This is a genomic window from Micromonospora sp. NPDC005203 (genome assembly GCF_042872705.1).
Taxonomy (GTDB): domain Bacteria; phylum Actinomycetota; class Actinomycetes; order Mycobacteriales; family Micromonosporaceae; genus Micromonospora.
The window spans coordinates 89704-107499 of sequence record NZ_JBIAKV010000014.1 but is presented as its reverse complement, the minus strand read 5'-3'; the positions used below and the strand labels follow the sequence as shown (position 1 = coordinate 107499).

Sequence of the window (17796 nt, the reverse complement as noted above, 5' to 3'; positions counted from 1 at the left end):
CGATCCGCATCCGCCCGTCCGGACGGCGGCGTAACCAGTTCTGCAAGCCAGGCCTGACGAATCAGCACCAATCACCAGGAGGCAGACATGCAGCTCTCGTACTTCCGCCGGGTCGCGGCGGGCGGCGCGGTCGCCGCGTTGGCCTTCGCCGGAGTCGGCGCACTCAGCGCCACCCCCGCGTACGCCGCAACGTCGAAGGTCTCCGTCGTGCACGGCATCCCGGACACCCCGGTCGACGTCTACGTCAACGGTAAGAAGACGCTCGACAACTTCAAGCCCGGTGACGTGGCCGGCCCGCTGAACCTGGAGGAGGGCGACTACGACATCGCGCTCACCAAGCCGGGAGAGCCGATCGGCAGCGCGATCCTCAAGGTCGACAACGCGGCCGTCCCGGGCGGGGCGAACATCAGCATCGCGGCCCACCTCGACGCCGCCGGCCAGCCGAAGATCACCCCGTTCGTGAACGACGTCTCGAAGGTCGCCGCCGGCAAGGCCCGGCTCATCGTCCGGCACACCGCCGCCGCCCCTGAGGTGGACGTACGTGCCGGCGGCACCGCGGTCTTCAAGGGCCTCACCAACCCGAACGAGGCCAAGGCCGACGTCGCCGCCGGCGCCGTGAAGGCGGACGTGGTGCTGGCCGGCACCGACACCGTGGCCATCGGCCCGGCGGACCTCAACCTCAAGGAGGGCACCGCGACGATCGTCTACGCGATCGGCTCCGCCGAGGGCAAGACGCTCGGCGTGGTGGCGCAGACCATCACCGGCCTGCACTCCGCCCCGGGCGGCGTGCCCAGCGGTGACGGCGGTCAGGCCGGCACCGGCGTAAACACCTGGTGGTACGTGCTCACCGGTGCCGGCGTACTCCTGCTGTTGGTCGGTGGTGTGCGGATGGCGACCGCACGGACCGGTCGCAGGTGACGGTGCGCAACCGCGGCGCGCTGGCGGCCCTGGCCGCCGGCGTTGCCGCGCTCACCGTCGCCGCCGTGGTGGCGTGCGGTTCCCAACCGGCGGGAAACGTGGGTGCCGAGGAGGCGAGCACGCTGGCCAGCACCCCGGCGGCCACCGCCAGCGCCCCCTCGGTGCCGGTCACCGCCGGTGAGCTGCCGGCCGACGCGGCGATCATCCCGCCGGTACGGTTGGTGATCCCGGAGATCGACGTCACCGCCACCGTCAACGCGGTCGGCATCAACGAGCGGACGAACGAGTTCGAGGTGCCGCCGAGCGTCGACCAGATCGGGTGGTACCGCTACGGACCCGGCCTGGAGGCAACCGCTGGCTCGGTGGTCGTCGCCGGTCACGTGGACAGCGCCAAGCAGGGCCGGGGAGCGTTCTTCCGACTCCGTGAACTCGACCAGAACGACACCCTGACCGTGACCGGCAGCGACGGCACGGCCCGGCGGTACCGGGTGGTTGCCCGGGAGGAGTACGCGAAGACCAAGATTCCGTTGGACCGGTACTTCGCCCGGGACGGCAAGCCCCGGCTGACTCTGATCACCTGTGGCGGACCGTTCGACGCCAAGGCGCGCAAGTACCGCGACAACATCGTCGTCACCGCGGTGCCCGCCTGAGCGGGGCCGCAGCCGGGGCCGGGGTCGATTTTCCATCCCGGCTCCGGCGCCGGGTCCCTCCGCCATCCGGGCGCCGTGGTGTCGGCCGTAGGCTGGTCGGTGATGGCTTACCTGGATCACGCGGCGACGACCCCGATGCTCGATGAGGCACTGGAGGCGTACGTCGCTACCGCCCGCGAGGTCGGCAACGCGTCCTCCCTGCACGCGGCGGGTCGTCGTGCCCGCCGCCGGGTCGAAGAGTCCCGCGAGAAGGTGGCTGCGGTGCTGGGCGCCCGGCCGTCCGAGGTGATCTTCACGGGTGGGGGCACGGAGAGCGACAACCTCGCGGTCAAGGGCATCTTCTGGGCCCGCCGGGGAGCCGCCCCGGGCCGCCGTCGGGTGGTCTCCAGCTCCGTCGAGCACCACGCGGTGCTGGACGCGGTCGACTGGCTCGTCGAGCACGAGGGGGCCGAGGTCGGTTGGCTGCCGGTGGACGCCACCGGTCGGCTCGACCCGGAGGACCTGCGCGCCGAGCTGGCCGCGCACACCGACCGGGTGGCCGTGGTCACCGCCATGTGGGCCAACAACGAGGTGGGCACCATCCAGCCGGTCGCCGAGCTGGCCGCTGTCGCCGCCGAGCACGGGGTGCCGTTCCACACCGACGCCATTCAGGCGGTCGGTCAGGTGCCCGTCGACTTCGGCGCCAGCGGCGTCGCCGCGCTGACCGTGACCGGGCACAAGCTGGGTGGCCCGACCGGGGTGGGCGCGCTGCTGCTCGCCCGGGACGTGCCGGCCACGCCCCTGCTGCACGGCGGTGGCCAGGAACGTGACATCCGTTCCGGCACCCTGGACACGGCCGGCATCGTGGCCTTCGCGGTCGCCGTCGAGACGGCGGTGGAGGGCCAACAGGAGTACGCGGCCCGGGTGGCCGCGCTCCGCGACGACCTGATCGAGCGGGTTCGTCGGGCGGTGCCCGAGGTGATCTACAACGGTGACCCGACCGACCGGCTGCCCGGCAACGCGCACTTCTCCTTCCCGGGCTGCGAGGGCGACGCCCTGCTGCTGTTGCTCGACGCCCAGGGCATCGCCTGCTCGACGGGGTCGGCCTGCTCCGCAGGGGTGGCCCAGCCCTCCCACGTGCTGCTGGCGATGGGCGCCGACGACGACCGCGCCCGCTCCTCGCTGCGCTTCACCCTCGGTCACACGAGCACTCAGGCCGACGTCGACGCCCTCATCGCGGCCCTCCCGGCAGCGGTGGACCGAGCCCGCCGGGCCGCCGCCCTCCGCACCCCCCGCTAACCGCCCCACGCCCGCGCGCCCGCGCGCCCGCGCGCCCGCGCGGGCCCTCGCGATCTTGCAGTTTCTGTCGCCGAATTACCCCTTTATGCAACCTTTGCCGGGGCAGAAAGTGCAAGATCGCGGGGCGGGGCTGGGCGGGGCGGGGCTGAGGCGGGGCGGGGCTGAGGCGGGGCGGGGCTGAGGCGGGGTAGGGCTGAGGCGGGGTGGGGTGGGGTGGGCCGGGGGGCGGGGTGGGGTGGGGCGGGGCGGGCGGGGATGGGGTTTTCGGGGCTGGTGGATAGGGTTGTGGTGGGACGGGGAAGGGAGTTCGCTGGTGAAGGTTCTGGCGGCTATGTCGGGCGGGGTCGACTCGGCCGTGGCGGCGGCGCGGGCGGTGGCGGCCGGGCACGACGTGACAGGCGTACACCTGGCGCTGGCCCGTAACCCACAGACCTATCGGACCGGGGCGCGCGGCTGCTGCACCCTGGAGGATTCCCGGGACGCGCGGCGGGCCGCCGACGTGATCGGCATCCCGTTCTACGTGTGGGACATGGCCGACCGTTTCCACGAGGACGTGGTGGACGACTTCGTCGCCGAGTACGCCGCCGGGCGCACGCCGAACCCCTGCCTGCGCTGCAACGAGAAGATCAAGTTCACGGCGGTGCTGGACCGGGCCGTGGCCCTGGGCTTCGACGCGGTGGTCACCGGGCACCACGCCCGGCTCGGCCCGGACGGGCTGCTGCGACGCAGTGTCGACATCGCCAAGGACCAGTCGTACGTGCTGGCCGTGCTCACCCGCGAGCAACTGGACCGGTCGATCTTCCCGCTGGGCGACTCGACAAAGGCGCAGGTGCGCGCGGAGGCCGCCGCGCGTGGTCTGGCGGTGGCCGACAAGCCGGACTCACATGACATCTGCTTCATCGCCGACGGTGACACCCGCGGCTTCCTCGCCGGCCGGCTCGGCGAGGCGCCCGGCGACGTCGTGGACGCCAGCACCGGCGCGGTGGTCGGCAGTCACAGCGGCGCGTACGCGTACACCGTGGGGCAGCGGCGCGGCCTGCACCTGGACCGGCCGGCCGCCGACGGACGGCCGCGTTATGTGCTCTCCATCACGCCGAAGACCAACACCGTGACCATCGGCCCCGCCGAGGCGCTCGAGGTGTCCGAGGTCCGGGCCGTTCGTCCGGTCTGGACCGGCGGTGCGCGCCCGGACGCACCGGTGGAGTGCGAGGTGCAACTGCGTGCCCACGGCGACGTGGTGCCGGCGACCGTCGCGCTCGACGGTGACCTGCTGCACGCCGAGCTGCGCCGGCCGGTGCGCGGCGTTGCCGCCGGTCAGGCCGTGGTCGCGTACCGGTCGGACCCGGCCGGCGACGTGGTCCTCGGCTCCGCGACCATCACCGGCTGACCGCACGGCCTCGGTGTTCGCGGGATAGCCTTCGCCCGTGACAGATCAGGCGTGGCCCTGGCCGACCGGCGCGGCAACCGGAATTGGTTCGCTGCCCGGCACCGACATCGGCGAGGCACAGCGGGTGGTCCTCGGTGAGCTTCCCGAGCTGCCCCACCTGCCCGAGCTGCCGGCCCGTGGTCCCGGCGCGGACCTGATCGGCCGGTCCGCCGGGCTGCTGGTCGAGCTGCCCGTCGAGGTGTACGCCGGACGGTGGCGGGTCGCCCCACGCCCCGGCCGCGACCTGCGCCGGGCCGCTGACCTGATGGAACGTGACCTGGACCAGCTCGCCGAGCAGGCCGAGGAGTACACCGGGCCGATCAAGGTGCAGGCCGCCGGCCCACTCACGCTGGCCGCGTCCCTGGAGTTGCCGATCGGCGGCCGAATGCTGCGCGACCCCGGCGCGGTCCGCGATCTGACCGGCTCCCTCGCCGAGGGGCTGCGCGCGCACGTCGCGGCGGTGACCCGGCGACTGCCCCGGGCGTCGGTGCTGCTCCAACTGGACGAGCCGTCGTTGCCGACCGTGTTGGCCGGGCGGGTGCCGACCGAGAGTGGGCTGGGCGCGTACCGGCCGGTCGACCCGGTGGACGCCGCCGCGCTGCTGCGCACGGTCGTCGACGCGGTCGGCGTACCGACGCTCGTGCACTGCTGTGCCCCGGACGTGCCGCTGGAGCTGATCCGCTCCAGCGGCGCCGTCGCGGTCGCCCTCGACCTGGATCTGGTCACCAAGCTGGACCCGCTCGGCGAGGCGCTCGACGCCGGCCTCGGACTGCTGGCCGGTGCCGCGCCGACCGGATCGCCGTCGGCCGGTGGCGCGCCGACGTCCGCGCAGATCGCCGATCGGGTACGCCAGGTCTGGGACCGCCTCGGCTTTCCCCGTCGGCAGCTCGCCGAGCAGGTGGTGGTCACCCCGGCCTGCGGTCTCGCCGGTGCCACCCCGGAGTACGCGCGGGCGGTGCTCGCCGCGTGCCGGGACGCCGGCCGGCGGCTCGCCGAGGTGTGAGGTTTCCTGTCGTACCCGGTGGGCAGGATGACGGTCATGATTGGACAGCTGCGTTCAGTGGTGATCGACTGCCCGGACCCGCGGGCGCTGGCGATGTTCTACGCCGAGCTGCTCGGCGTGCCTCTCGCCGAGGGTGAGATGGAGGACGACTGGGTGGTGCTGGGCGGTCCGCCCGGTCACCAGCCGCGTCTCGCCTTCCAGCAGGCGCTCAACCTCCGGGCACCGGCCTGGCCGGATCCGGAGCGCCCTCAGCAGTTCCACCTGGATGTGACGGTGGACGACATCGAGAGCGCGGAGAAGGCGGCGCTCGCGCTCGGGGCTCGGCGACTGCCGGGCGAGGGCGAGGGTTTCCGGGTCTACGCCGACCCGGCCGGCCACCCGTTCTGCCTCTGCTGGGACTGAGCCCGACGGGGGTTGCGGCGGCCGGGCATCATGGCCGCCGTGACTCCCACCTCTTCGCTGCGCGCCTCCGGTTCACTCTTCGGCCTCGCCTACGGTGACGCGCTGGGCAAGCCGACCGAGTTCCTGACCGTCGCCGAGATCGAGCACCGGTACGGCCCGACCGGCCCACGTGAGCTGTCCGGCGAGCCGGCACTGGTCACCGACGACACCCAGATGGCGCTCGCGGTGGGCTGGGCGCTGCACGAGGCGCCGACGCTCACCCCGGAGGCGGTGGAGCCGCTGCTGCGGCAGCGCTTTCTGGCCTGGGCGGTCAGCCCGGACAACAACCGCGCCCCGGGGATGACCTGCCTGCGTGCCTGCGCGGAGTTGAGCCGGGGACTGCGGTGGCAGGAGGCCACCGTGGCCGGGTCGAAGGGGTGCGGCGCCAACATGCGGGTCACCCCGGTCGGGTTGCTCGACGTCGACCTGGACACGCTGGCCGGGCTGGCCCAACTACAGGCCGGGATGACCCATGGGCACCCGACCGGGCTGGCCGCCAGCGAGCTGACCGCGTACGCCGTCTTCGCGCTGCGCGCGGGCGCCACCTTGCCCGAGCTACCCGCGATCCTCACCGAGCGGGCGCGGTCCCAGCGCCTGGTCTACCGGGAGCGGTGGCTGGGTGATCTCTGGCAGCGCCCGGGGGTCGGTACGCCGGAGGAGTTCATCGCCCGGGGCTGGGACGAGTGCCTGGCGGTGCTGGACCGACTGACGGACGCTCTGCGCGAGCCGGACGACGGCGGCGATCCGTGCCGGGCCACCGGGGAGGGCTGGGTTGCCGAGGAGGCGCTGGCCACCGCGCTGCTCTGCGCCGTACGGCACGTCGACGACCCCGTCGCGGCACTGACCCGAGGCGCGACCACCGCCGGCGACTCCGACTCGATCGCCGCCCTGGCCGGCGCGTTCGTGGGCGCGGCCGCCGGCATGGCCGCCTGGCCGACCGGCTGGGCCGACCGCATCGAGTACGCGAACCAACTCGCCACCTTAGGTGCCGCCTGGGACTGACCGACCCGCCTGGCCCACGCGGCCCTGCCCTGCAGGCCCTGCCCTGCCCTGCTTGCCTTGGCCCGGCGCTGGTCTGCCCGGCGCTGGTCTGCGCGGCGCTGGTCTGCGCGGCGCTGGTCTGCGCGGCGCTGGTCCGCCCGGCCCTGGTCTGCGCGGCGCTGGTCTGCGCGGCGCTGGTCCGCCCGGCCCTGGTCTGCGCGGCGCTGGTCTGCGCGGCGCTGGTCTGCGCGGCGCTGGTCTGCGCGGCGCTGGTCTGCCCGGCGCTGGTCCGCCCGGCCCTGGTTTGCGCGTGATCCACTCGGGTTCCTGGAAGTCGGGGTGTCCCGTGGTGTCGGATGCCGCGGTGTGCAGGAAACCGAGTCGATCACGCCGTCTTGGTCGGGCGGCGATGCGGTGGCGCGGCGATGCGGCGATGCGGTGGCGCGGCGATGCGGCGGCGCGGCGATGCGGCGGTGCGGTGGTGCGGTGGTGTGGCGGTCAGGGGGTGGGCAGGTGGCGCAGGTTGCGGACCTTCTTCCACAGCTCGGCGTCGCAGCGCCCGGCGTGGTCGGCGAAGGCGGCCGAGTTGAGTCGGACCGGCTCGGTCAGGCTGAGGTAGCTGTCGTGCTCCGCGCCGGGGTCCCAGTCCCGGGTAGGGATTCGCACGTGATCGTCGCGGTTGCTCTTGTCCTGGCTGGTGATCTTGAGGATGTCGGCGCCCCGGGAGTCGGCGCGCAGTACCAGACAGGGGCGGACCTTCGAGCCAGTGCCGTCGGCGTACGGCACGTCGGCCCACCAGATCTCGCCCGGCGCCGGGGCATCCCGCCGATCGGTGTCGCGTGAGCGGGGCTTTGCGCCCGGCCGGTCGGTGCCGCGCGGTCGAGGTGGGGTGGGCCGACGACCGCCGGTGCCGGCCGTGGCACGGCGATCCGGTCGGGCGCCCGACGGTCGGGTGGAAACCCGCTGCCGCCAGCTGTTCCAGGCCCAACCCGCACCCACGGCCAGCAGGATCGCCACCGCCCAGAGCAGTGCCTCGCGCATCGCACAACCTCCTGCCCACCGACGGACGAATCCCCGCCGCTCTGTCCACCGGCGGGTACCCCGCCTCATGCGTACCGGCGGATGTGCCTCCGCCTCGTGCCTGACGGCGGCGTACCTCCGCCTCGTGCGTGACGGCGGCGTACCTCCGCCTCCTGGCGGCTCGCGGGCCGCACCGTCCGGCGATCCTCGCACGCCTTCGCCCGTGCCGCCCGCCAACCACACCGCGGCTGCCCCGACGCCCCGCGGCACCCTCGGGACATTCCCTAGATCATTCAAGGGTGAGCAGCCCAACGCCGGTGCGTTAGCGGAATAACTGTTCGCCAACCGAGCCTGCATCGCGATCTTGCACTTCCTGCCTCGACATTTAGGTGCATTACCGCTTAAATGGGCGACAGAAAGTGCAAGATCGGCGCGGTTCTCCTGCTCGACGCGTCTTGATCTTTAAGCCCTGTTAGTCAGCAGCGGGTTGACCCGTCGGCCACAGCCCTCACGCAAACGGCGTTGGTGAGCAGCCGGATCGGGCGTCGGCGACTACCGAGCATCGAGTGATCACGGAACGCGGCGGAGCGGAACGTCGCTGCGAGCGCGGGCGGGCAACGGATTGTCTCACCGGCCCGATACCGTGCCGGAGTAGCGTGATCAGGGAGGTCGCAGGCGTGTCCGAAGGTGGCGGTGTGTCCGAGGAGCAGATCGGTCAGCAGGTCAGCCCGGCGCAGGAGGCGGCGGCCGGGGCTGAGCCGACGCCGCAGGCCCGGGAGCGGCATGCCACGCTCAGTCAGGAGTTGACCGAGCATCAGTACCGCTACTACGTGCTGGACTCGCCGACCATTCCCGACGCCGAGTTCGACAAGCAGCTGCGTGAGCTGGAGGCGTTGGAGGCGGAGTTCCCCGCCCTGCGGACACCCGACTCGCCGACCCAACGTGTGGGCGGCACGTTCTCCACCGACTTCACCCCGGTGACCCACGCCGAACGGATGCTCTCGCTCGACAACGCCTTCGCCGACGAGGAGTTGGCGGCCTGGGCCGAGCGGGTCGAGCGCGACGCGGGCGGCCCGGCGCCCTACCTGTGCGAGCTGAAGGTCGACGGGCTGGCCATCAACCTGACCTACGAGAAGGGCAGACTGGTCCGGGCCGCCACCCGGGGCGACGGCCGCACCGGTGAGGACGTCACCGCCAACGTGCGCAGCATCCGGGACGTGCCCGGTCAGCTGATCCCGTCCGCCGAATTCCCGGACATTCCCGAGCTGGTGGAGGTTCGGGGCGAGATCTACTTCCCGGTCGCCGCGTTCGCCGATCTCAACGCCGGCCTGGTGGAGCAGGGCAGGGCGCCCTTCGCCAACCCCCGTAACGCCGCGGCGGGCAGCCTTCGGCAGAAGGATCCGCGGGTCACCGCCTCCCGGCCGCTGCGCCTGGTGGTGCACGGCATCGGCGCGCGTCGCGGGTTCCAGCCCACCGCGCAGTCCGAGTCGTATGCGGCGCTCAAGTCGTGGGGGTTGCCGACAAGCGACCGTTGGCGGGTCGTCCCCGACCTGGCCGGCGTCGCCGAATACATCGCCTACTACGCCGAGCACCGGCACGACGTCGAGCACGAGATCGACGGGGTGGTGGTCAAGGTCGACCCGGTCTCCATCCAGGGCCGGCTGGGCTCGACCAGCCGTGCGCCCCGGTGGGCGATCGCCTTCAAGTACCCGCCGGAGGAGGTCACCACCAAGCTGCTCGACATCGACGTCAACGTGGGGCGCACCGGCCGGGTCACCCCGTTCGCCGTGCTGGAGCCGGTGCGGGTCGCCGGCTCGACCGTCGCGCTCGCGACCCTGCACAACGCCCGTGAGGTCGAGCGCAAGGGCGTGCTCATCGGTGACACGGTGGTGCTGCGCAAGGCCGGCGACGTGATTCCCGAGGTCCTCGGCCCGGTGGTCGACCTGCGTCCCGCCGACGCCCGGCCGTTCGTCATGCCGACCACCTGCCCGGCCTGCGGCACCCCGCTCGCGCCGTCGAAGGAGGGCGACGTCGACATTCGTTGCCCCAACACCCGCAGCTGCCCGGCCCAGCTGCGCGAGCGGGTGTTCCACCTTGCCGGTCGCGGTGCCTTCGACATTGAGGCGCTCGGCTACAAGGGCGCGGCGGCCCTGCTGGACGCGGAGGTCATCGCGGACGAGGGCGACCTCTTCCAGCTCGATGCCGAGCAGCTGTCCCGGTCCCCGTTCTTCGTCAACAAGGACGGCAGCCTGGGCAGCAACGCCAGCAAGTTGCTGGACAATCTGGCCGTCGCCCGGGAACGGGACCTGTGGCGGGTGCTGGTGGCGCTCTCCATCCGGCACGTCGGCCCGACCGCCGCCCAGGCGCTCGCCCGGCACTTCCGCTCGATGGACGCCATCGACGCGGCCACCGAGGAGGAGCTGTCCTCGGTCGACGGGGTCGGGCCGACGATCGCGGCGAGCCTGCGGGAGTGGTTCGCGGTGGACTGGCATCGCGAGGTCGTCCGCAAGTGGGCCGAGGCCGGCGTACGGATGGTGGAGGAGGCGGGTGACGAGGGGCCGCGCCCGCTGGAGGGGTTGACCGTCGTGGTGACCGGCACGCTCGCCGGTTCCTCCCGGGATCAGGCCGCCGAGGCTATCCAGAGCCGGGGCGGCAAGGTCAGCGGTTCGGTCTCCAAGAAGACGAGCTTCGTCGTGGTGGGGGACAACCCGGGGTCCAAGGCCGACAAGGCGGCCAGCCTGAAGGTGCCGGTGCTCGACGAGGCAGGGTTCCAGCTCCTGCTGGATGCCGGCCCGGACGCCGCCCGGGAGGTCGCTCAACCGGGCGGCTGACCGCGCGGGCGGCGATGCGCGGCGACTGGTCGCGTATACCAACTTAATTACGACTACGACCGATTCGTGACTGTCATACCGGTAAACCGGGGGCCGAGGGCGTTTCATTGGGTCACGGCGTGCGCACCCGCACGCCGACCGTCGGTCGGGAGGTGTCGTGGAGGTCGCGGACCCACGCAACTCGCTGCCCCCGGGGCGGGTGGCGCCGTTCGCCGCCTTCGTCGTCGGCATCCTGGTGGTTGCCGCGGTGACCGCCGCCGTTCCACTCGCGACCCTTGCCGACGAGGTGTCCCGGCTGCCGGTGGCGTTCTGGACGATGGCCGCGCTCGCCGTGGTCTGCGACGCCCGCCCGTTCGTCCCGCCGGGGCGCCGGCAGACCTCGGCGGTGTTCCCCTCCACCTGCTTCACCTTCGCGATCCTGCTCGGCTGGGGCCTCGGTCCGGCGGTGCTGGTGCAGGCGGTGGGGGTGGTCGTGTCGGGCTGGCGGATGCGTCACGCGGCGTGGCGGACGGCGTTCAACGTCGGGCAGTACGCGTGTGCCCTCGCCGCCGCGTACGGCGTGATCCTGCTCGGGCCGGGCGCCATCTTCTCCGGCGGGCGGTTGCACTGGACCGACGTGGCAGCCGTCGGCGGGGCGACGCTGGCCTGGTTCGTCGTGAACTACGGGCTGGTCAGCTGGGCGGTACGGCTGCGCTTCGGGGACCGGTGGTGGCCCACCCTGCGGCAGGGGCTCGGCTTCGAGTTGCTCTCCACCGGCTCCCTGCTGCTGCTCGCCCCGGTACTCGTCGCGGCGGCGCGGGTCAGCGCGGCGCTGATCCCGCTGGTGCTGGTGCCGCTGTTCGCCGTCTACCGGATGGCGCGGCTGACCGTCGAACAGCAGCACCTCGCCGCCGCTGACCCGCTCACCGGTCTGCCCAACCGCAAGGCGCTGTTGACCGAGGTGGCCGAGCAGGTGCACGTGCATGCCGAGCGGACGGCCCGCGGCGAGCCCGACGGTCAGTTGGCACTGCTGTTGATCGACCTGGACCGCTTCAAGAACGTGAACGACGCCCTCGGGCATGCCGTGGGCGACCGACTGCTGGTCGAGGTGAGCGCGCGGCTCACCGACGTGCGGCCTCGACCCCAGATGATCGCCCGGCTCGGCGGCGACGAGTTCGCCATCGTGATGACCGGGCTGACCGACGTCGGTCAGGCGCGGGAGTTGGCCGACGAGGTGGTCGAGGCGCTGGCCGAGCCCGTGCCACTCGACGGGCTTCCGTTGGACGTGGGCGGGTCGATCGGGATCGCCCTCTTCCCCGAGCATGGCGAGGACTTCGCCACTCTGATGCGCCACGCCGACGTGGCGATGTACGACGCCAAGCACCGCAACGACACGGTGGCCGTCTACGCCCCCGAGTCCGACCACAACTCCGCCGAGCGTCTCGGCCTCCTCGCCGACCTGCGCCGCGTACTGGAGTCCGGGCCGCCGGTCGACGCGCCGTTCGACGCCGAGCCGGCCGGCCACAGTCGCCTCGGAGCAGCGCCGGACCAGGCCGGGCGCGGCCGGAACGGCGTGCCGGGTGAGGTTGTCGGCGTACCCCTCGAGGTGACGGCCGAGGTGCGCGGCGGCGACGGGGCGGCGCTGCCCACCGGGACGCCGGCCGACGCCGCGCCCGACGCGGACCCGGCGCCGGCGACCGCGACGGCACCCCCGTCCGGTGGCCGGTGGTGGGGACGCCGGCGGCGCGACGACGCCGACCTGGTGCACGCCGACGAACTGATCAACCAGATCGCGACAGGTGCCGACCCGATCCGGGGTCGCAACACCCGCGGCGCGGTCAGCGGCAACCGGCCGGGTCGAGGTCGGGAGCGGCGCGCCGGGCTCGGACACGGCAGGCGGTCGCCGAACGGGAGCGCGGTCGCCGCGCTGGGCGCCGGCGGGCTCGGGTCACGGCGGGACGGCGGACCGGACGCACCGGGGCGACCACTCGAACCGACGGGGTGGGCGCACGCGGACGACGGACCGGCCGACGACGCCGGGGAAATCACGATGTACTACCAGCCGCAGATCGCCATCGCGACCGGCGAGGTGGTCGGTGTCGAGGCCCTGCTGCGGTGGCGACACCCACGGCGGGGCATGGTCGACCCGGAGGAGCTCATCCGGGTCGCCGAGCAGAGCGCCGTGATGCGGCTGCTCACCCGGCGGGTGGTCGACGACGTGGTGGAGCAACTCGCCACGTGGTCGGCGGCCGGTATCGGCCTGCGCGCGGCGCTGAACGTCAGCGTGCGCGACCTGCACACCGGCGAGATCGCCGACCAGATCGCCGACCGGCTGGCCCGCTACGGGGTGCCCGCCGAGCGGCTGCAGGTGGAGATCACCGAGGGTGCGTTGATGGCCGACCCGCGCCGGGTGCTGGCGACCATCTCCCAGTTGCACCGGATCGGGGTGGGCATCGCGCTCGACGACTTCGGCACCGGCTACTCGTCCTTGCAGCACCTGCGTCGGCTGCCGCTGTCCGAGGTGAAGGTGGACCGGTCGTTCGTCCTCGGCATGGCCGACGACGCCGACGACGCGGCGATCGTCAAGTCGATGATCGAGCTGGCCGGTGCGCTGGGGTTGCGGGTGGTGGCCGAGGGCGTCGAGGACGAGCGGACCTGGCGGATGCTGCACGCCGCCGGTTGCGACGCGGCGCAGGGCTGGTTCTACGCCCGACCCATGCCCGCCGCGGAGCTGGTCACCTGGCTGGCGCGGTACCGGCCGGTGCGCCCCACGGGCGGGCACCCGCAGGCCGACGTCACGCGCCGCCCCACCCGCTGACCCGGCACGGGGGGCCGTCGGAGGGGGAGTCCGGGGACGCGGCACCGGAGCGGAACAATAGACTCGCTCCGGTCACCGCGCGTCACGCTTGCGTCGTCGTGCGGCCGGCACACCGCCCGACCAGCAGGACATCAGAAGGGGGCACGGATGGCCGCCATCTCCCGCGAGGAGGTCGCGCACCTGGCGCGCCTGTCGCGGCTCGCCGTCACCGAGGAGGAGCTGGACACGTTCGCCGGCCAGCTCGACGTGATCCTCCAGGCGGTCGCCCAGGTCGGCGAGGTCGCCGCCGCGGACATTCCGCCGACCTCGCACTCGGTGCCGTTGACCAACATCTTCCGCGAGGACGTGGTCACGCCGTGCCTGACCCCGCAGGAGGCGCTGTCGGGCGCGCCCGACGCCGAGGACCAGCGGTTCCGCGTGCCGCGGATCCTGACCGAGGATGTGGCTTCATGACCGATCTGACGCGAATGACCGCGACGGAGATCGCGAGCCTGGTCGCCGGTGGCGAGACCTCCGCCGTCGAGGTGACCCAGGCGCACCTGGACCGGATCGCCGCGGTCGACGACCGGGTGCACGCCTTCCTGCACGTCGACAGCGACGGTGCGCTCGCCGCGGCTCGCGCGGTGGACGAGCGCCGGGCCGCCGGCGAGGAGTTGGGTCCCCTCGCGGGTGTGCCGGTCGCGGTGAAGGACGTGCTCGCCACCCGAGGTGTGCCGACCACCGTGGGATCGAAGATCCTGGAGGGTTGGCGTCCGCCGTACGACGCGACGATCGTGCAGCGCCTGCGGGACGCCGGCACGGTGATGCTCGGCAAGACCAACATGGACGAGTTCGCGATGGGCTCCTCCACCGAATACTCGGCGTACGGGCCGACGCACAACCCGTGGGACCTGAGCCGGATCCCGGGTGGCTCGGGTGGCGGCAGTGCCGCCGCGCTGGCCGCGTACGAGGCGCCGTTGGCGATCGGCTCGGACACCGGCGGCTCGATCCGCCAGCCCGGCGCGGTCACCGGCACCGTGGGTGCGAAGCCCACCTACGGCGGCACCTCCCGGTACGGGCTGGTCGCGTTCTCCTCGTCGCTGGACACCCCCGGCCCGTGTGCCCGTACGGTGCTCGACGCGGCCCTGCTGCACCAGGTGATCGGTGGGCACGACCCGCGGGACTCCACCTCGATCCCGCAGCCGGTGCCGGACGTGGTGGCGGCGGCGAAGCTCGGCGCGACAGGTGACCTGACCGGCGTACGGCTCGGCATCGTGAGCGAGTTCGTCGGCGAGGGTGCCGAGCCGGGCGTGATGGCCGCGTTCCGCGAGTCGGTGGACGCGCTGACCAAGATGGGTGCCGAGGTCGTCGAGGTGTCCTGCCCGACCTTCGCGTACGCGCTTCCGGCGTACTACCTGATCGCCCCGAGTGAGTGCTCCTCCAACCTGGCTCGGTTCGACGGCGTCCGGTTCGGCCTGCGGGTCGGCGACGACGGCAACCGGTCGCTGGAGGAGGTCATGTCGCTGACCCGCGAGACCGGATTCGGTCCGGAGGTCAAGCGCCGCATCATGATCGGCACGTACGCACTGTCGTCGGGTTACTACGACGCGTACTACGGGCAGGCGCAGAAGGTCCGGACGCTGATCACCCGGGACTTCACGGCCGCGTTCGAGCGAGTCGACGCGTTGATCTCGCCGACCACCCCGTCGGTGGCGTTCCCGATCGGTGCGCGCACCGCCGACCCGTACCAGATGTACCTGGCCGACCTGTACACGATCCCGACCAACCTGTACGGCGGGCCGGGCATCTCGGTGCCGTGCGGGCTCTCCGAGGGGCTGCCGGTCGGTCTGCAGGTGATGGCCCCGACGATGGCCGACGACCGGATGTACCGGGTCGCCGCCGCGTTGGAGTCCGCGGTCGGCACGTTCACCCCGCCGACGCTGTAGCGCGGTCGCGACCGGCCCCGACGGATCCGTCCGTCGGGGCCGGTCGGCTGTCCGGGGGCTCTCAGGTGGTGCGGTGGTTGGCGAGGTAGCGGTCGGCGTCCCGCAGGTCGCGCCAGCGCTTCCAGCCGAGGGCCGCCCAGAAGACGCCGAGCACCACCGCGAACACTCGGCTGGAGGGGCGGGTTGCGCCGACGGCCAGCAGTGCCTCGACCAGCACGGCGGCGCCGAGGATCCAGAGCACCCAGCGTCTACCCCGGCGGCGTTCGGCCTCGCGGCGGGCGAGAGTGTCGACGCGCGGGTCGTCGGTGTGCCCGACCCGCAGGGCCTGGCGGGCCGCCGGGCTGGCGGTCCGGGGTGCGGGTAGCCGGTGGCTGGCCAGGAGGGCCACTGCCGCGCCGAGCACCCCGAAGACGAGCGCGAAGAGAAAAATCTTGAGTAGGCCGCCCGGCGAGGTCTCCTGCCCGGCGAGGGCGATCACCGCCACCATCGCCGCCGGGAGCCCCACCGCCAGACCCGCGGCGACCAGCACGGCGCGGCGGCCGATCGGCTGTCGCCGCGGGGAGGGTGGCGAGGTCACGACCCGGCCCGGTCACGCTGGCGCCAGGCCGTCGACCTGCCCGTCCCCCAGGCGACGGCCAGCCCGATCAGGCCCGGGATGATGAGCAGCACCACCAGGAGCCGAAGGTCGTCCGGCTGCCGCTCACCGCCGGCGACGATCCAGCCGATCAGGGCGACCACGGCCCCTACCGCCCACGCGGCCAGCACCACCAGCAGGACCCGCCTGTTGTCGTACGGCCGCCCCGGCCCGCCCTGGCGAACAGATCGATCGTTCCCCGTATTCGTCATGGTCGACAGATACCCACGTGTCGGCGCGGGCACACCCGGTTACGACCATTGCCAGGTGTCTCGGGAAACCCGGGCGACAGGCGGCCCGACAACCCCACTAGGCTGGACCGGTTCTGTCCGGATCGCGCCTGGAGCGTCTCATGACCACGACACTGCCCGCGTACGACGAGGTCGTCGCGCGCTTCGAACCGGTGATCGGCCTGGAGACCCACGTCGAGCTGGGCACGAACACCAAGATGTTCTGCGGTTGCCCGACCGACTTCGGTGGCGAGCCGAACACCCGGGTCTGCCCGGTGTGCCTGGGCCTGCCCGGTTCGCTGCCGGTGGCCAACAAGGCGGCCATCGAGGCGATCATCCGAATCGGCCTGGCGCTGAACTGCTCGATCGCCGAGTGGTGCCGGTTCGCCCGGAAGAACTACTTCTACCCCGACATGCCGAAGAACTTCCAGATCAGCCAGTACGACGAGCCGATCTGCGTCGACGGTTACCTGGACGTCGAGGTGGGCGGCGAGACGGTGCGGATCGAGATCGAGCGGGTGCACCTCGAGGAGGACACCGGCAAGACGCTGCACGTCGGTGGCGCCACCGGCCGCATCCACGGCGCGACGGAGTCGCTCGTCGACTACAACCGCGCCGGCATCCCGCTCGTCGAGATCGTCACCAAGCCGATCACCGGCACGGGTGCGCTCGCCCCCGACGTGGCCAAGGCGTACGTCACCGAGCTGCGTGACGTGATCCGCACCCTCGGCGTCTCGGACGTGCGGATGGAGGAGGGTTCGCTGCGTTGCGACGTGAACACCTCGCTCAACCTGCCGGGCGCGGAGTGGGGCACCCGTACCGAGACGAAGAACGTCAACTCGCTGCGGTCGGTGGAACGGGCGGTCCGCTCGGAGATGCTGCGCCAGGCGTCGGTGCTCGACGCGGGCGGTCGGATCACCCAGGAGACGCGCCACTTCCACGAGGAGACCGGTGACACCACTCCGGGGCGCTCGAAGGAGACGGCCACCGACTACCGGTACTTCCCGGAGCCGGATCTGGTGCCGATCGCCCCGGACCGGGCCTGGGTCGCCGAGCTGAAGGCCGCCCTGCCGGAGCTGCCCCGGGTGCACCGGCGTCGGCTCCAGGAGCAGTGGGGCCTGTCGGACCTGGACATGCAGTCGGTGCTGAACGCCGGTGCGGTCGAGCTGATCGAGGCCACCGTGGCCGCCGGCACCACCCCGGCCGCGGCCCGCAAGTGGTGGCTGGGTGAGCTGTCCCGCCGGGCCAACGAGAGCGGCGTGGAGCTGGCCGAGATCGGCGCGACCCCCGCCCAGGTCGCCGAGCTGCAGGGGCTTGTCGATGCCGGCAAGCTCAACGACAAGATGGCCCGCACGGTGCTGGAGGGCGTGGTCGACGGTGCGGGCTCGCCCACCGAGATCATGACCAGCCGGGGCCTGGAGGTCGTGTCGGACACCGGCGCGCTCACCGCCGCCGTGGACGAGGCGATCGCCGCGAACCCCGGCATCGCCGACAAGATCCGCAGTGGCAAGGTCGCGGCGGTCGGCGCGCTGGTCGGGGCGGTCATGAAGACCACCCGGGGTCAGGCCGACGCGAAGACCCTGCGTGAGCTGATCCTGGAGCGCCTCGGCGTCCAGGGCTGAGAGACCCACCCGCAGCAGGCCGTCGCCGTGACCCGGCGGC

15 protein-coding genes are annotated in these 17796 nt (G+C 72.8%); 12 read left to right on the top strand and 3 right to left on the bottom strand.

Annotated features, from left to right (window positions below; genetic code table 11):
- The first annotated feature begins 87 nt into the window (after positions 1–87).
- The 7 genes from ACFYPM_RS26230 (at position 88) to ACFYPM_RS26200 (ending at position 6718) form a co-directional block, all read left to right on the top strand.
- Complete coding sequence (locus ACFYPM_RS26230) at positions 88–918, top strand: DUF4397 domain-containing protein (RefSeq protein WP_387202074.1); 831 nt, start codon at positions 88–90, stop codon at positions 916–918.
- Positions 915–1568, top strand: a complete 654-nt coding sequence (locus tag ACFYPM_RS26225; RefSeq protein WP_387202071.1) for a class F sortase — start codon at positions 915–917, stop codon at positions 1566–1568. The genes ACFYPM_RS26230 and ACFYPM_RS26225 overlap by 4 nt, the downstream gene beginning before the upstream one ends.
- Before the next feature lie 102 nt (positions 1569–1670).
- A complete protein-coding gene (locus ACFYPM_RS26220) occupies positions 1671–2846 on the top strand; it encodes a cysteine desulfurase family protein (RefSeq protein WP_387202068.1) in 1176 nt (391 codons plus the stop codon).
- A gap of 313 nt (positions 2847–3159) precedes the next feature.
- A complete protein-coding gene (gene mnmA, locus ACFYPM_RS26215) occupies positions 3160–4233 on the top strand; it encodes a tRNA 2-thiouridine(34) synthase MnmA (RefSeq protein ID WP_387202065.1) in 1074 nt (357 codons plus the stop codon).
- 37 nt (positions 4234–4270) lie between these two features.
- Positions 4271–5275: a methionine synthase gene (locus tag ACFYPM_RS26210; protein WP_387202062.1), complete on the top strand. Its 1005-nt coding sequence runs from the start codon at positions 4271–4273 to the stop codon at positions 5273–5275.
- A 36-nt stretch (positions 5276–5311) separates the two neighbouring features.
- Positions 5312–5677 carry a VOC family protein gene (locus ACFYPM_RS26205; protein WP_357572171.1) on the top strand — a complete coding sequence of 122 codons (366 nt, stop codon included), beginning with the start codon at positions 5312–5314 and terminating at the stop codon, positions 5675–5677.
- Positions 5678–5707: 30 nt separating this feature from the next.
- Positions 5708–6718, top strand: coding sequence for an ADP-ribosylglycohydrolase family protein (locus ACFYPM_RS26200; RefSeq protein WP_387202058.1), 1011 nt, complete (start codon positions 5708–5710; stop codon positions 6716–6718).
- A 477-nt stretch (positions 6719–7195) separates the two neighbouring features.
- Here the strand turns inward: ACFYPM_RS26200 and ACFYPM_RS26195 are convergent, their stop codons facing one another.
- Complete coding sequence (locus ACFYPM_RS26195; protein ID WP_387202055.1) at positions 7196–7738, bottom strand: type II toxin-antitoxin system PemK/MazF family toxin; 543 nt, start codon at positions 7736–7738, stop codon at positions 7196–7198.
- Positions 7739–8412: 674 nt separating this feature from the next.
- Here ACFYPM_RS26195 and ligA point away from each other — a divergent pair.
- From ligA to gatA, 4 genes are all read left to right on the top strand, one after another.
- On the top strand, positions 8413–10548 hold the full coding sequence (gene ligA / locus ACFYPM_RS26190) for an NAD-dependent DNA ligase LigA (RefSeq protein WP_387202052.1): 2136 nt from the start codon (positions 8413–8415) through the stop codon (positions 10546–10548).
- 157 nt (positions 10549–10705) lie between these two features.
- Positions 10706–13345: a putative bifunctional diguanylate cyclase/phosphodiesterase gene (locus ACFYPM_RS26185; RefSeq protein WP_387202049.1), complete on the top strand. Its 2640-nt coding sequence runs from the start codon at positions 10706–10708 to the stop codon at positions 13343–13345.
- A 147-nt stretch (positions 13346–13492) separates the two neighbouring features.
- Positions 13493–13798: an Asp-tRNA(Asn)/Glu-tRNA(Gln) amidotransferase subunit GatC gene (gene gatC / locus ACFYPM_RS26180; protein ID WP_007456314.1), complete on the top strand. Its 306-nt coding sequence runs from the start codon at positions 13493–13495 to the stop codon at positions 13796–13798.
- Complete coding sequence (gene gatA, locus ACFYPM_RS26175) at positions 13795–15270, top strand: Asp-tRNA(Asn)/Glu-tRNA(Gln) amidotransferase subunit GatA (RefSeq protein WP_387202046.1); 1476 nt, start codon at positions 13795–13797, stop codon at positions 15268–15270. The genes gatC and gatA overlap by 4 nt, the downstream gene beginning before the upstream one ends.
- Before the next feature lie 61 nt (positions 15271–15331).
- Here the strand turns inward: gatA and ACFYPM_RS26170 are convergent, their stop codons facing one another.
- Positions 15332–15847, bottom strand: coding sequence for a hypothetical protein (locus ACFYPM_RS26170; protein WP_387202043.1), 516 nt, complete (start codon positions 15845–15847; stop codon positions 15332–15334).
- Positions 15844–16116 carry a hypothetical protein gene (locus tag ACFYPM_RS26165; protein ID WP_387202040.1) on the bottom strand — a complete coding sequence of 91 codons (273 nt, stop codon included), beginning with the start codon at positions 16114–16116 and terminating at the stop codon, positions 15844–15846. The genes ACFYPM_RS26170 and ACFYPM_RS26165 overlap by 4 nt, the downstream gene beginning before the upstream one ends.
- Positions 16117–16256: 140 nt before the next feature.
- Between ACFYPM_RS26165 and gatB the strand changes: the two genes are divergently transcribed.
- On the top strand, positions 16257–17756 hold the full coding sequence (gene gatB / locus ACFYPM_RS26160) for an Asp-tRNA(Asn)/Glu-tRNA(Gln) amidotransferase subunit GatB (RefSeq protein WP_387202037.1): 1500 nt from the start codon (positions 16257–16259) through the stop codon (positions 17754–17756).
- Positions 17757–17796 lie beyond the last annotated feature (40 nt).